Origin of the sequence: Mesorhizobium sp. WSM4983 (genome assembly GCF_029625765.1) — a bacterium.
In the GTDB taxonomy this organism is placed as follows: domain Bacteria; phylum Pseudomonadota; class Alphaproteobacteria; order Rhizobiales; family Rhizobiaceae; genus Mesorhizobium.
Window position 1 is genome coordinate 260724 of the sequence record NZ_JARTVM010000002.1, and the last position, 13453, is coordinate 274176.

The following is a 13453-nucleotide window of genomic DNA, read 5'->3' on the forward strand; positions in this document are numbered from 1 at the left end:
TCTTCCCTGCTTTCGAACTTTTGTTGAAGCCGCGTTTTGGACGGATGATTGACGGGCCTTCGCGACGGCGTCAACCGCCTCGCCGAATTGTGTCGCGGTCTAGGTCAGTCGGCTCTGATATCAATTGGCGCTTCAATCTTCACCATCTCGAAATCGGAAACCAGGATGTCGAGCCGGGCGTTCCAGCGGCCGGGCAGCGGGATGACGAGATTCTCGACGCGCCAGGTGCCGTCGCCGCGTTTCGTCGCCGGCCGTTTGATCGGCTCGATGCCGGAATCCGGCTTCGACAGCACCAGGGTCACCTGCTTGGCATCCATCGGACCGAAATCGCCGGTCATGATCACCATCGAGGAGGCAACCTGGCCGGCATGGCCGGGCGTGATGCTGAGATCGGCCATCGCCTGCAGGGTGTGGATGTGGATCGAGGCCGGCTGCGCTGCGGCGATCGCCAGCGCGCGTGGCGGCGGCGTGAAGCGCCAGCCGGCGGCGACGCCGAAGATGGCAAGCACGATCAGCGTCTCGATGCCGATCGAACGCACCAGCCGCCGCTGCACTTCCGTGTCGCCCGTTTCGGCCGGCGCGGTCAGCGTCCATCGGTTCACGGAGGCAAGGGTGAACAGGAACAAAAGCAGGGCCAGTTTCAGCAGCAGCAGGCGGCCATAGGCGGTGTTGATGAGCGCTGCCGGTTCGCGCACTTGGATGATCGCCAGCACGATGCCGCTTATCGCAAGCACGGCAACCACGGGCAGGATCGCGCGCGAAAACCGGCGCAAGAAGATTTTGGCCTCCGCCGGCTGATAGCGCAACGCAAGGCCGAGCGGCGCGAGCGCGCCGCTCCAGAAGGCGATCGCTGTGCCATGCAGGAAAACGAGCGGCCGCGTCAGCCATTGCGGCTCGGCGGCGCTGGCGTGGCCGCTTGCCGCAAGCGCCGTGCCCACACCGACGAGCCCGCCGAGCGCAAGCAGCTTGCCAAGAGCGCGCGGTCCGGCGAGGGACAGCAAGGCAAGGCCGAGTGCAATCAGGGCGGCAAGCACCGTGCAGCCGAAGCTGGTGGCAAGCGCGGTCTCCCACACGGTGGGCGCCGCAAACCGGGCGAGCGGCGCGCCGAGCGCGTCCAACCCCTGAAATCCGAGCGAGAACGGGGCGGCGGCCAGTCCGCACAGAAGAGCGCCGATAACGAAACCCTGGCCGCAGCGACAGTCTCCAGCGAGCCAGGCGAGCGCGAAGGCGCCGCCGGCGCCGAGGAACAGCCCGGCATAGAGAAGGAGCTTACCGATCCAGATTGCCGTGCGCAGCGACAAATCGACGGCGTCGCCCGCTACCGGCGCAGCACTTGGCGCGCCGACGGAAAACAGCGCCGAGCCGCCGACCGGATGGCCGTCGACCGAAATCACCCGCCAGCTCAGCACATGCGTGCCGGATTTGAGCGTCTCCGGATTATCGATCTCGACGGTCTGATCGTTGGGCCGGAAGGAGGTCAGCGAAAGTTGCGTGCCGTCCGGCCGCACCAGAGTGAGCACCAGGGGCGAAACCGGCTCGCTGAAGGTCAGCGAGAATCGCGCGGGACTCTGCGACAGCACCGCGCCATCGGGCGGATCGGTCGCGACCAAGGCCGCATGCGCGAGGGCGCGGCCGGGTAGCACCAGCAGCAGCACGAGTACGAAAGCCGCGAACAGGCCGCTGGCGACTGGCCCGATGCGCATGCCCGTCAGGCGGATTGGGAAAGTTGCTGCGTTCATGCGGTCTTTCGAGAAGGGACGGCGCGCCCGAATGGGACGCGCCATCGAGAGATCATTTCTTCGGCAGCAATTTGATGCCGGGCGCCGGATTTTCCAGTGCATCCTCATCCTGTCCTGCCGCCGGAATCTCGATCCAGCGATCGGCGGCATCGCCGCATTCCTGGACCACTGGGAAATAGAGCATCTGGCCGGCCGGAAGATCGGCGGCGAGCGAAGCACGGAAAATGAACTCGTCATAGAATTCGTCCGGCAGGTTGCCGCCGCTCCAGTCGACTTCCTTGACGCCGGTGGTCAGCGTCTCGCCATGGAGCTGGTAGGATTTCTCGTATCGGCCTTTCTTGGTCTGCAGCGTCCAGCCGGGCTTTGGCATCGGCTTGACCGAAATGACGCCTTCCGGAATCTGCACGCGCACCGCGGTCGTCGCCTTGCCCTCGCAGCCATGCGGCACGCGCAGGACGGCCTTATAGGTCGAGCCGACGGCCGCTTCCTGGGTTTCGAGCGTGATGTGCGCAAGCGCGGCGTTTGTTCCGAGCGCCAGAACCGCGCCCACCGCCAAAAGATACTTCTTCATGAATTGTCCCTCTAATTTCGAAATGATCACTCGGCGTGATCGTCCATGCTGCCCATCTCGCCCATGCCCTCGACGGCGAACTCGACTTTGACGCTGCCGGCCTTCTCGAAGGTCAGCGTGGCAGGGAATTTCTCGCCCTGCTTGGGCTGTCGCTTCAGGCCGATGAACATCAGGTGATAGCCACCCGGCTTCAGTGCGACCTTGCCGCCGGCCGGGATCACGAGCCCGCCGCTCACCGGCCGCATAGTCATGACGCCGTCCTTGACACTCATCTCATGCAATTCGGCCTTGTCGGAGATGTCGGAGGAAATCGACAGCAGCCGGTCGGGCGAGCCGCCCTTGTTGGTGACGGTGAAATAGCCGCCGGCCACCTTGGCGCCGGGCGGCGTTGCGCGGGACCACGGGTGCCCGACTTCCAGGTCACCGGCCTTGAATTCATGCGCCTGGGCGCCGGGAACGCACGCGAACAGGAAAAGAGCGAACACGGCAAGGCCGAGCCGTTCGAAACCGCGCGGACGAGCTTGCGCTCGCGATGCGGGAAGAAGATTGGACATGGTTGCTCCATGAGTATGGGATCGCGCCGTGATCCGGCCGCGAGCAGTCTGATCTTGGATGAATGCGCCCGCGAAAGGTTTCGCGGGTTTTTTCAGACTGCGGCCGGCGGCGCGCGCGGATTGGCCGGAGAGCGGTCGCGGGCAAAATCGAGATGCCGGAAGGCCGGAGGCGGGAAAGCGACCGCGTCGAACACCAGCACCCTGGCGGGCGCGCCGGTATCCGGCGGCGGCAGATGCGCCGGCGAAACCGTGCTGCAGCCAGCCAAGCAGCAAGCCGGTATATGCTGCCGGTGCGGATCGCCGCCCGGTAGCTTGACCGCCCCGTCATGCGTGCAGATGACGTTGCCGAAGGCATCAAGCTTTGAAGGCGCGCCAAAGGCGAAGGCGCCAAGTGCCGACTGAAGCAACAGCAGCAGCGCCGCGACGAACGCGGCCGGCATGCTCCATCGTCTCAGCCGGATATCCAAAAGACCTGCCTCTTTCCAGCAATTCGACCGACCCTAGCATGGGGCCGGCGGCCGGAAAATCGGCAAAACCGGGCTGCGGCAACGCGGCGCGACGCGCCTGATCAGGCGGGCTGCACCTGCCGTCCTTCCGGAATGGAGCTCAACAGCGTCTGGCGGGCCGACTTCAGGTGCTTGCGGCAGGCGGCGTCCACTTTGGCGGGATCGCGCGATTTCAGCGCCGCGATATAGGCGAGATGCTCCTGGACCGCGACCTCGTTGCGCTCGCGTTCCTGCGCCTTGTTCCATTGGTAGTGGTAGTGGAAGATCATCGCGATCACATCGTAGAAATCGACGATGAAGCGGTTGTGCGAGGCGCGGTGGATCAGCCGGTGGAAGCGCTCATCGAGCTCGGAGAATTCGTTGAAGCGCGTCGCGATCTCGCTCGCCAATTGGCGATGTTCGATCTCCAGCCGGTCGAGATCGGCCCAGACCGCGCTATCCTCTGGCAGCGCGACGAAGGCAGCCGCCGAACGCAGCTCGAACATCTCGCGGATCTCGGTCAGCTCAAGCGCGAAAGCGCGGGTGAAGCCCTTGAGCACCCAATGGCTGTTGCGCCGCTTCTCGATCAGGCCGAAGCGCGAGAAGCGGATCAGGAATTCGCGCACGCTGGTGGTGCCGACGCCGATCTCGCGCGCCAGCTCGAGCTCGTTGATCTGCATGCCTGCTTCCGCGCCGCCGGCGAGCAGCCGGCGCATGAAGGAGCGCTCGATGATCTCGGCCAGCGAGTCGGTCTCTTCCTCGGGGAAGAAATCTTCCGCCTTCGGCGCCCGCAGCACCGTTTTGTTGCGCTTGTTCCAGGCGATCAGCCCGGATTCTTCCATGCGCGAAAGAATGCTGCGCACCGTGGTGCGGCTGACGCCGAGCAGCGTTCCGAGCTCGGGCTCGGACGGCAGGCTCCTGGTTTCGTCGAGCAGCCGCAGTCCGCGGTTGAAGGCGTCCTTATAGACGTTGTTGCTCTTCGACATGCCCCGTATCCCCAACGCTTGCGGCGGCCGGCCGGAAGCGCAATATGATCGGTGTTCCTAGCGCAAGCCTCCGAAATGCGGAACGAATTTCGCCGGCTTTATCTAACGGGCGGCCACGCACCCAAGGGCGCGGCGCGCGATGAAAAAACAATTGACGCAAAAATGTTTTTTCACGATAAAAGACATTATCCTCAAACGGGCGCATGTCAATCCGCCCACACTCCCAGGTTTACCCAGGACAGCCGCCCGTGAACGCCGCAAGCACCATTCTTCTTTCCCCCGCCGACAATGTCGCGGTCGCCAATGGCCGCATCGAGATCGGTGCGGAGCTGCCTGGCGGCGCGGTTGCGGTGGCGGCGATCGACCCAGGGCACAAGGTGGCAATCAAGCCGATCGCGGCGGGCGAAGCGGTGGTGAAATATGCGCAGGCGATCGGCCGCGCCACTCAAGCCATTGCGCCGGGCGAGCACGTCCACTCGCACAATCTGGTGTTCGAGAGCGGCCGCTTGCCGGTGGTGCCGCCGAGCGAGGCCGAGCACGCCACCGAAGCGGACCGCAAGCGCACCTTCATGGGCTATCGCCGCGCCGATGGTCGCGCCGGAACGCGCAACTTCATCGGCATCATCGCCAGCGTCAATTGCTCGTCCACCGTCTGCCATGCGATCGCCGACGAGGCCAATCGCACGCTTTTGCCGAAATATCCAGGCATCGACGGTTTCGTGCCCATCGTCCACGGCCAGGGCTGCGGCATGAGCGCCACCGGCGACGGCATGATGGTGCTGCACCGCACGCTGGCCGGCTATGCCCGCCACCCGAATTTCGGCGGCGTGCTGATGGTCGGTCTGGGCTGCGAGGTCAACCAGCTCACCCTTTATGGCCAGAAGGGCGTCGCGGCGGGAAAGCGGCACTTCAACATCCAGGAGGCCGGCGGCTCGCGCAAATCCGTCGAGCGGGCGATGGGCGTGCTGGCCGAGATCGCCGAGGAGGTCGGCCAGTTGCAGCGCGAACCGATCCCGGTCAGCGAGATCGTCGTCGGCCTGCAATGCGGCGGCTCGGACGGCATGTCCGGCATCACCGCCAATCCGGCGCTGGGAGCGGCGGTCGATATCCTGGCCGGCTGCGGCGGCATCGGCATCCTATCCGAGACGACCGAGATCTACGGCGCCGAGCATCTGCTTGCCTATCGCGCCGCCTCGCCCGAGATCGCCGCCAAGCTCGACGGCTTTGTGAAATGGTGGGAGGATCATACTGCCAAGCACGGCGCCTCGATCGACAACAATCCTTCGCCGGGCAACAAGCGCGGCGGCCTGACCACCATCCTGGAGAAGTCGCTGGGTGCTGTTGCCAAGGGCGGTCAGACGCCGCTCAACGGCGTCTTCGGTTACGCCGAGAAGGTCAGCGGCAGCGGCTTGGTGTTCATGGACACGCCCGGCTACGATCCGGTCTCGGCCACCGGCCAGGTGGCCGGCGGCGCCAATGTCATCGTCTTCACCACCGGCCGCGGCTCCTGCTTCGGCTGCCGTCCGACGCCGTCGATCAAGGTCGCCACGAACTCGACCATGTACCACCAGATGGAAGAGGACATGGACGTCAATTGCGGTGTCATCGCTTCCGGCGAGAAGACGATCGCCGGCATGGGCCGCGAGATCTTCGAGCTGATCATCGAGACGGCGTCCGGACGCAAGACCAAGAGCGAGGCGTTCGGCTACGGCGACAACGAGTTCGTGCCCTGGCATCTCGGCGCGACGCTCTAAATAGTCGAAACGACCGCCGGTCGAACGGCAAAGGGAGGCTTTGATGAACAAACGCCGGATCGGCGCGACCGCGCTCGAAGTCACCGAAGTCAGCTTCGGCGGCGCCGCCATCGGCGGCCTTTATCGCGCCTGTCCGCGCGAGCCCGCAATGGAAACGCTGCAAGCGGCCTGGGACGGCGGGCTGCGTTACTTCGACACCGCGCCCTTCTACGGCTTCGGCCTGTCGGAGCGGCGCACAGGCGATTTCCTGCGTGAGAAGCCGCGCTCCTCCTATGTGCTCTCGACCAAGGTCGGCCGCCTGTTCCGGCCGGTGCCGGAGGACCAGGTTCCCGATCACTCCTATGTCGATCCGCTACCCTTCGCGCTCGACTACGACTATTCCTATGACGGCATCATGCGCTCGGTGGATTTTTCCTACGCGCGGCTCGGCCTCAACAAGATCGACATCCTGTTCGTCCACGACATCGGCGTCTACACGCATGGCGTCGAGAAGACGAAGCTGCATTTCCGTCAGCTGATGGATGGCGGGCTGAAGGCGCTGGAGGAGCTGAAATCGTCCGGCACGATTTCCGCCTACGGCCTTGGCGTCAACGAGGTCCAGATCTGCCTTGACGTGCTTCGCCGCGCGCCGCTCGACTGCATCCTGCTCGCCAGCCGCTATTCGCTGCTTGATCGCAGCGCCGAGGCCGACCTGCTGCCGCTTTGCCGCGAGCGGCGGACCTCGCTGATCATCGGCGGCGTCTTCAACTCGGGCATATTGGCGACGGGACCGGTGCATGGCGCGCATTTCGATTATCTGCCGGCGAGCAAGGATGTTCTCGACCGCGTCAGCGCAATGGAGCGCATCGCCATCGGAGGTGGCTATCCGCTGGCCGCTGCCGCGTTCCAATTCCCTCTGCACGAGCCTGTCGTTGCCTCGGTGCTGACCGGCACCGCCAAGCCCGCGAATCTGACGCGCAATCTCGAACTGCTGGATATCAAGGTGGCGGCGGCGGAATTTGCCAAATACGATCCTTATACGATCGTCCAGCAGCTTGGCTGAGATGCGGAGGACCCGGCAGACCGATCAGCTGCCACTCGTCACGAAAACGGCATGAGACACCGCTTGCATCGATCCGGGCAATGCACTATCAAAATCCGGCAAATGTTTTTTATTGATAAAGTTCTGTTTGGCTCGCGCCTATCCAAGTGGAGCTTCCGAACCTTCACCGGGCGACTTTAGGGAGGAACCTAATGAAATTCGTAACCAGCCTTCTCAACCGCCGCGCCTTCGTGGCTGTAGCCGCCGCCTCAATGCTCGCCGGTGCGATGCATTCGGCACCCGCCTCGGCGGCCGACGTGACCATCCCGATCATCGTCAAGGACACCACTTCATTCTACTGGCAGATCGTGCTGGCCGGCGCCCGCAAGGCCGGCAAGGATCTCGGCATCAACGTGCCGGAACTCGGCGCCCAGGCCGAAACCGACGTCAACGGTCAGATCTCGATCCTCGAGAACGCCGTCGCCGGCAATCCGGCCGCGATCGTGATCGCGCCGACCGAAGCCAAGGCGCTCGGCAAGCCGATCGACGAAGCGGCGACCAAGGTCAAGGTCATCGGCATCGACTCCAGCGCCGAATCCAAGGCCTTCACCTCCTTCCTCACCACCGACAACGTCCAGGGCGGCCGTGTCGCGGCTGACGGTCTCGCTGCCGCGATCGGCGCCGCCAATGGCGGCAAAGTCGAGGGCAAGGTTGCGCTGATCACAGCGCTGCCCGGCGCCGGCTCGCTCGAGCAGCGTGCGCAAGGCTTCAAGGAACAGCTCAAGGCGAAATATCCCGGCCTCGAACTGGTCGCCGACAAATATGCCGACGGTCAGGCCACCACCGGCCTCAACATCGCGACCGACCTGATCACCGCCAATCCGGACCTCAAGGGCATCTTCGCCTCGAACCTGATCATGGCGCAGGGTGTCGGCCAGGCGATCGCCGAGAACAATCTCGCCGGCAAGGTGGCGCTGATCGGTTTCGACAGCGACGAGAAGCTGATCAAGTTCCTCAACGACGGCGTCATCTCCGGCCTCGTCGTCCAGGATCCGTACCGGATGGGCTACGACGGCATCAAGACCGCCTTAGCCGCCTCGAAGGGCGAGAAGGTCGAGGCCAATGTCGACACCGGCGCCAATCTCGTCACCAAGGACAACATGAAAGATCCGAAGATCGACGCGCTGCTCAACCCGAAGCTCAACTGATCTTCGCGACATTCGTTTCCGGGGCTTCGCCGCCCCGGAAACATCGCGGCGGACAGTTTGGAAATCCGCCGGCTTGCTTTAGGCTCTGCCTTCTAGATGCGCGCCAGACGCATCGCTGCGTATCCAACGGTTGGATCAATCTGGGAGGATTGTCATGACGTCGACGGCGCAGGAACTGCACCCGCCCCCCACGCTGAAACCGGGCAGGACCATCCTCGAGTTGAAAGGCCTGGAAAAGCGCTATCCCGGCACGCATGCGCTGAAGCCGGTGGACCTTGCCTTCAAGTCGGGCGAGATCCACGCCATCGTCGGCGAGAACGGCGCCGGCAAATCGACGCTGATAAAGCTTTTAACCGGCGTCATGCCGCGCACCTCCGGCGAAGTCGTCTGGGAAGGTAAACCCGAGGCGCTGGCCACGCCGCACGAGGCGATGGCGCTCGGCATCAATGCCGTCCACCAGGAGGTCGTGCTTTGCCGCCACCTCACCGTCGCCGCCAACATGTTCCTCGGCGAGGAGAATTCCCGCTTCGGTCTGTTGCAGCAGCGAGCCATGGTGAAGGAAGCGCGGAAGATCATCGATGGGCTCGGCTTCGACCTGCCCGCGCATGTTATGCTCGGCGACCTCACCATCGGCCAGCAGCAGCTGATCGCCGCCGCCCGCGCCACGGTACGCGGGACAAAGTTCCTCATCTTCGACGAGCCGACCGCCTACTTGACCCGCAAGGAGGCCGACCAGTTGTTCAAGCTGATCCGCCGGCTAAAGGGCGAAGGCGTCACCATCATCTATATCAGCCACCGCATGGAGGAGGTGTTCGAGCTTGCCGATCGCGTTTCGGTGCTGCGCGACGGCACGCTCGTCGGCACCCGCAACATAGCCGGGACCAGCGAGCCGGAACTGGTCAAGCTGATGATCAATCGCTCGATCGAGCAGATCTACCACAAGGAGCATTTCACGCCGGGCGCGACGATCGTCGAGACGCGGAATCTCTCCGGCAAGGGTTTCGAGAACGTCTCGGTGACTGTCCGCGCGGGCGAGATCGTCGGACTTTACGGCTTGATCGGAGCCGGCCGCAGCGAGTTCGTCACCACGCTTTACGGCCGCCACAGGAAGTCGGCCGGTCAGATCCTGTGGCAAGGCAAGGAGGTGCAAGTCAACTCCGAGCATGACGCGATAAGGCTCGGCATGGCCCTCGCCCCCGAAAGCCGCCGCGACCAAGGCCTTTGCCTCAACCTGCCGGTCGGCACGAATCTCAACCTGCCGATCTACAAGCGCATCTCGAGCAATCTTCTGATCTCAGGCTCGCGCGAGAAGGCCGAGGCCGATCGCCAGATAGCCGATCTCAGGATCAAGACGCCGACCCGCCACGCGCTGGCCTCCAGCCTGTCGGGCGGCAACCAGCAGAAGATCGTCATCGGCAAATGGCTGGCGCATGGCGCCAAGCTGTTCATCTTCGACGAGCCGACGGTCGGCGTCGATGTCGGCACCAAGGCCGAGATTTACCGGCTGTTCTCGACGCTTCTGTCCAAGGGCGCCGGCATCATCCTGATCTCGTCCTACCTGCCGGAAGTCTACGAGCTCGCCGACACGCTGCATGTGTTCCGCCGCGGCAAGCTGGTCGCCACGCATGGCTTCCGCACCGCCAGCCATGAGGACATTTTGGGCCAAGCGCTGGCCGAGAAACAAGAAAAGACGGGAGGACAAAAATGAGCACCGAGGCGATCCCCGCCGAAAAGCCGAAGCGCAATTACAACGCCCTGTTCGGGCTGACGCTGCTCGGCTTGTTGCTTTTGATGTGGATCGTGCTGGCGGTCGCCACACCCTCCTTCGCCACGACGCTCAACATCACCAATCTTTTGCGTCAGGGTTCGCTGATCGCCATCCTCGCGGTCGGCCAGACCTTCGTCATCATCACCGGCGGCATCGATCTCTCGGTCGGTGCCGTGGTCGGCTTCACCACCGTCATCGTGGCGCTTCTGATCAATGCCGGCTGGCCGATCTGGGCGGCTGTGCTCATTACCTTGCTCGCCGGGGTCGCCATCGGCCTGTTCCACGGCTTCGGCATCGTCAAGATGGGCCTGCCGCCCTTCATCATCACCCTGGCCACGATGACGTCGCTGCGCGGCATCGGCCTCTTGATGACCAACGGCAATTCGATCTCGATCAACAGCGACCCGTTCCAGGCCTTCTCGCGCGGCTCGCTGCTCGGTATCCCTTACCTGTTCTGGATGGTGATCCTGGTCGCCATACCGTCCTATGTGTTCCTGCACCACACACGCTGGGGCCGCTATTTGTTCTCGGTCGGCTCCAATGCGGAGGCCGCGCGCCTTTCCGGCGTGAACGTGCCGCGCACCATCTTCATGGCCTATATCCTGTCCGGCCTGCTCGCGGCTTTCGTGGGTGTGCTGCTTGCCTCGCGCATCGGCATCGGCAACCCGACCCAGGGCGACACCTATGAGCTGCAGGCTATCGCCTCGTCGGTGATCGGCGGCACCTCGCTGTTCGGCGCCATCGGCTCGGTGCATGGACCGCTGATCGGCTCCTTCATTCTTTCGACGATCAACAACGGCGCCAACCTGCTCAACGTCAACACCTTCTGGCAGCGCGTCATCACCGGCCTGCTGATCATCGTCATCGTCTACTTCGACGGCCTGCGCCGTCGCGGCAAATAATCGTTCCTGAAATGACGCGCCGGCCCCGATCGAGCGGGGCCGACGTCCCTTCTAACACTGGATCAGCGCATGAAAGCCGTCGTCTGCCGCTCGCCTGGCGACCTTGTTCTCGAAGACCGCGCCGAACCCGGCGCGCCGCCGCCCGGCTGGGCGCGGATCGCAGTCAGCCATGTCGGCATCTGCGGCACCGACTATCACATCTTCGAAGGCAAGCACCCGTTCCTCGCCTATCCACGCATCATGGGCCACGAGGTCTCGGGCACCGTCGTCGAGCGAGGTGAAGGCGTCGAGCTTGCCATCGGCGAGCCGGTGATCATCAACCCCTATCTCGCCTGCGGCAAATGCGTTGCATGCCGGCACGGCAAACCGAACTGCTGCGTGCAGATCGAGGTGCTTGGCGTCCATCGCGACGGCGCCATGTGCGACGAGATCCTGGTGCCGGCCCAGAACCTTTATCAGGCAAATGGCCTGTCGCTGGCCGATGCCGCCGCCGTCGAATTCCTGGCCATCGGCGCACACGCCGTGCGGCGCTCGCCTAGTGCGCCCGGCCAGCGTACGCTGGTCATCGGCGCCGGTCCGATCGGCCTTGGCACGGCACTGTTCGCCCGCATCGCCGGGCTCGATGTCAGCCTGCTCGACATGAGCACCGAACGGCTCGGTTTCGCCGAAAGCGAGCTCGGCTTTACCGCACTCGACGGCTCGAAAGCGCAGGCAGCCGATCTGGTGCGGCAGGCGACCGGCGGCGAAGGCTTCGATCTTGTGTTCGACGCCACGGGCAACACGCAGTCGGTGCAGTCCGCCTTCACCCATGTCGCGCATGGCGGAGCGCTGGTTTTGGTCAGCGTCGTCAAGGACGACATCACCTTCTCCGATCCCGAGTTTCACAAGCGCGAGATGACGCTGGTCGGCAGCCGCAATGCGCTCAGAGCAGACTTCGACCATGTCGCCGCCTCGATCCGCAACGGCGCCGTGCCGCTGGAGAAACTCGTCACCCACCGCACGACCCTTGCCGATACGCCGCGCGATCTAGCGCGCTGGGCGCACGAAAAATCCGGGTTGATCAAAGCGGTTATCGAGGTCGGATAGGGAGGCCCGGCCCGCCCGTGGATGACGACCTCAGGGGTTGTCGCCCTTGATGACGGATGTCGAAGGCTAGTCGGAGGCGACTGGCGTCCATGAGCGGTTGTTGCGCCATGCGCTGGCCAAGTCCGGCGTGCCGTTCTCGCCGCACAACCCGGCACACACCCACCACTATGCGAAGTCGACAAGACGGCGCGCCAAGACCGATCGTCTCGATGCCGCACAAACCTCGCAGCCGCTCAGGGTCCAAGAACTGGCCATCATCGCCGTTGCAAGGAAGCTCCTGGTCGTCCTCAATGCCATCGTTCGAGACAAGACAGCCTTCGCATGAACACAGTAATGCCGTTCCCTAAGCCGTAGAATGCAGCCGGTGCAGAATTGCATCGTGGCGGAGCGTCGACGTCACGGAATGGATCCTCGGGTCTCGGCGTCCGCTTCGCTCCCGCTCCGCCCGTGGATGACGAATGGAGAGGGCGTTTAAGCGGCAGCCTTCCACCCATCTCTGATATGCCGATACCCTTCGCGATAAACTGCCTCCGGGCTCTCTGCGAAATCCCGCCACACCTTGGTCGCAGCCGCCAGATCCTTCAGTGATCGGCCGAACGACTCGATCGTAAGCCAATCGTCATAGCCGCTCTTGCGGATCGCCGCGAAAGTTTCCTTCCAGGGGATGTTGCCGCGCCCCGGCACGCCGCGGTCGTTTTCCGAGATGTGGATGTGGACGACGTTCCGGCGATTGCGCGTATAGGCGCCGATCGAGTCGGCCTCCTCGATATTGGCGTGAAAAGTGTCGTACATCGCCTTGATGTGCGGCCGGTCAATCGCGTCGATATGCTCGGACAGGTCGTCCATCGTGTTGACCAGATAACACTCGAAGCGGTTGAGCGCTTCGAGCCCGATGGTGACGCCCCTCTTGCCGGCATGATCGCCAATGGCGCGCTGCGAGGCGACCGAGCGCTTCTTCTCGGTCGCTGTCGGGCCGCTGCCGGAAAAGGCGCCAAGCGTAGAATGCAGCGGGCCGCTCAGCTTGTTCGCGCCGAGCGCCGCGCTGCAGTCGATCGCCCATTTCATGTAATCGATGCCGGCCTTGCGCGTCGCGGCATCCGCAGAGATCAGGTTCGTTGCCGGATCTCCCATCGCCGAGACCGCGGTGCGCTCCAGTCCGATGCGATCGAGCATCTCGCCGAGCTTCTTGTAGTCATCCGGTTCGCCCGCGAAGACCGGTATCTCGACGCCGTCGAAGCCGGTTGCCTTGATGTCCTTCAGCAGCGCCTCGTGCTTTTTCGAGACGCTCGTCGTCCACAAGAACATGCACATGCCGATTTTCATCGACACCCCTCCTCTGCGGCCAACCACTTGCGCTAGCGGGTCACAATCCCCCTCAT

General features: G+C 63.9%; 12 protein-coding genes and 1 pseudogene. 7 read left to right on the forward strand and 6 right to left on the reverse strand.

Annotated elements, in window-relative coordinates; translation table 11 throughout:
- Positions 1–104: 104 nt before the first annotated feature.
- The 5 genes from P9254_RS08520 to P9254_RS08540 all read right to left on the reverse strand — a co-directional run bounded on the left by P9254_RS08520 (position 105) and on the right by P9254_RS08540 (position 4335).
- Complete coding sequence (locus tag P9254_RS08520) at positions 105–1739, reverse strand: copper resistance CopC/CopD family protein (protein WP_278053183.1); 1635 nt, start codon at positions 1737–1739, stop codon at positions 105–107.
- Positions 1740–1791: 52 nt separating this feature from the next.
- Entirely contained in the window at positions 1792–2310 is a 519-nt protein-coding gene (locus P9254_RS08525) for a YcnI family copper-binding membrane protein (RefSeq protein ID WP_095800591.1), read from the reverse strand.
- A gap of 26 nt (positions 2311–2336) precedes the next feature.
- A complete protein-coding gene (locus P9254_RS08530) occupies positions 2337–2864 on the reverse strand; it encodes a copper chaperone PCu(A)C (protein WP_095823521.1) in 528 nt (175 codons plus the stop codon).
- Positions 2865–2956: 92 nt separating this feature from the next.
- Positions 2957–3304 carry a hypothetical protein gene (locus P9254_RS08535; protein WP_278053184.1) on the reverse strand — a complete coding sequence of 116 codons (348 nt, stop codon included), beginning with the start codon at positions 3302–3304 and terminating at the stop codon, positions 2957–2959.
- A 128-nt stretch (positions 3305–3432) separates the two neighbouring features.
- Entirely contained in the window at positions 3433–4335 is a 903-nt protein-coding gene (locus P9254_RS08540; protein WP_278053185.1) for a GntR family transcriptional regulator, read from the reverse strand.
- A gap of 248 nt (positions 4336–4583) precedes the next feature.
- Between P9254_RS08540 and P9254_RS08545 the strand changes: the two genes are divergently transcribed.
- The 7 genes and pseudogenes from P9254_RS08545 to P9254_RS08575 all read left to right on the forward strand — a co-directional run.
- Entirely contained in the window at positions 4584–6089 is a 1506-nt protein-coding gene (locus tag P9254_RS08545) for a UxaA family hydrolase (RefSeq protein ID WP_095823524.1), read from the forward strand.
- A 43-nt stretch (positions 6090–6132) separates the two neighbouring features.
- The gene (locus P9254_RS08550) at positions 6133–7131 is read left to right on the forward strand and encodes an aldo/keto reductase (protein ID WP_095823525.1); all 999 of its coding nucleotides are present in this window, start codon (positions 6133–6135) and stop codon (positions 7129–7131) included.
- A 191-nt stretch (positions 7132–7322) separates the two neighbouring features.
- Positions 7323–8318, forward strand: coding sequence for an ABC transporter substrate-binding protein (locus tag P9254_RS08555; protein WP_278053186.1), 996 nt, complete (start codon positions 7323–7325; stop codon positions 8316–8318).
- A gap of 154 nt (positions 8319–8472) precedes the next feature.
- Positions 8473–10026: a sugar ABC transporter ATP-binding protein gene (locus tag P9254_RS08560; protein ID WP_278053187.1), complete on the forward strand. Its 1554-nt coding sequence runs from the start codon at positions 8473–8475 to the stop codon at positions 10024–10026.
- Positions 10023–10988 (forward strand): ABC transporter permease, encoded by a 966-nt coding sequence (locus P9254_RS08565; RefSeq protein ID WP_067004136.1) that lies wholly within the window; start codon positions 10023–10025, stop codon positions 10986–10988. Before P9254_RS08560 ends, P9254_RS08565 begins: the two co-directional genes overlap by 4 nt.
- A gap of 69 nt (positions 10989–11057) precedes the next feature.
- Positions 11058–12074: a zinc-binding alcohol dehydrogenase family protein gene (locus tag P9254_RS08570; protein WP_278053189.1), complete on the forward strand. Its 1017-nt coding sequence runs from the start codon at positions 11058–11060 to the stop codon at positions 12072–12074.
- 85 nt (positions 12075–12159) lie between these two features.
- Positions 12160–12399: pseudogene (locus tag P9254_RS08575) on the forward strand (IS110 family transposase); the annotation flags it as partial.
- A 146-nt stretch (positions 12400–12545) separates the two neighbouring features.
- On the opposite strand, the gene P9254_RS08580 reads toward P9254_RS08575, so the two are convergent.
- Entirely contained in the window at positions 12546–13397 is an 852-nt protein-coding gene (locus P9254_RS08580; RefSeq protein WP_278053190.1) for a sugar phosphate isomerase/epimerase family protein, read from the reverse strand.
- Positions 13398–13453 lie beyond the last annotated feature (56 nt).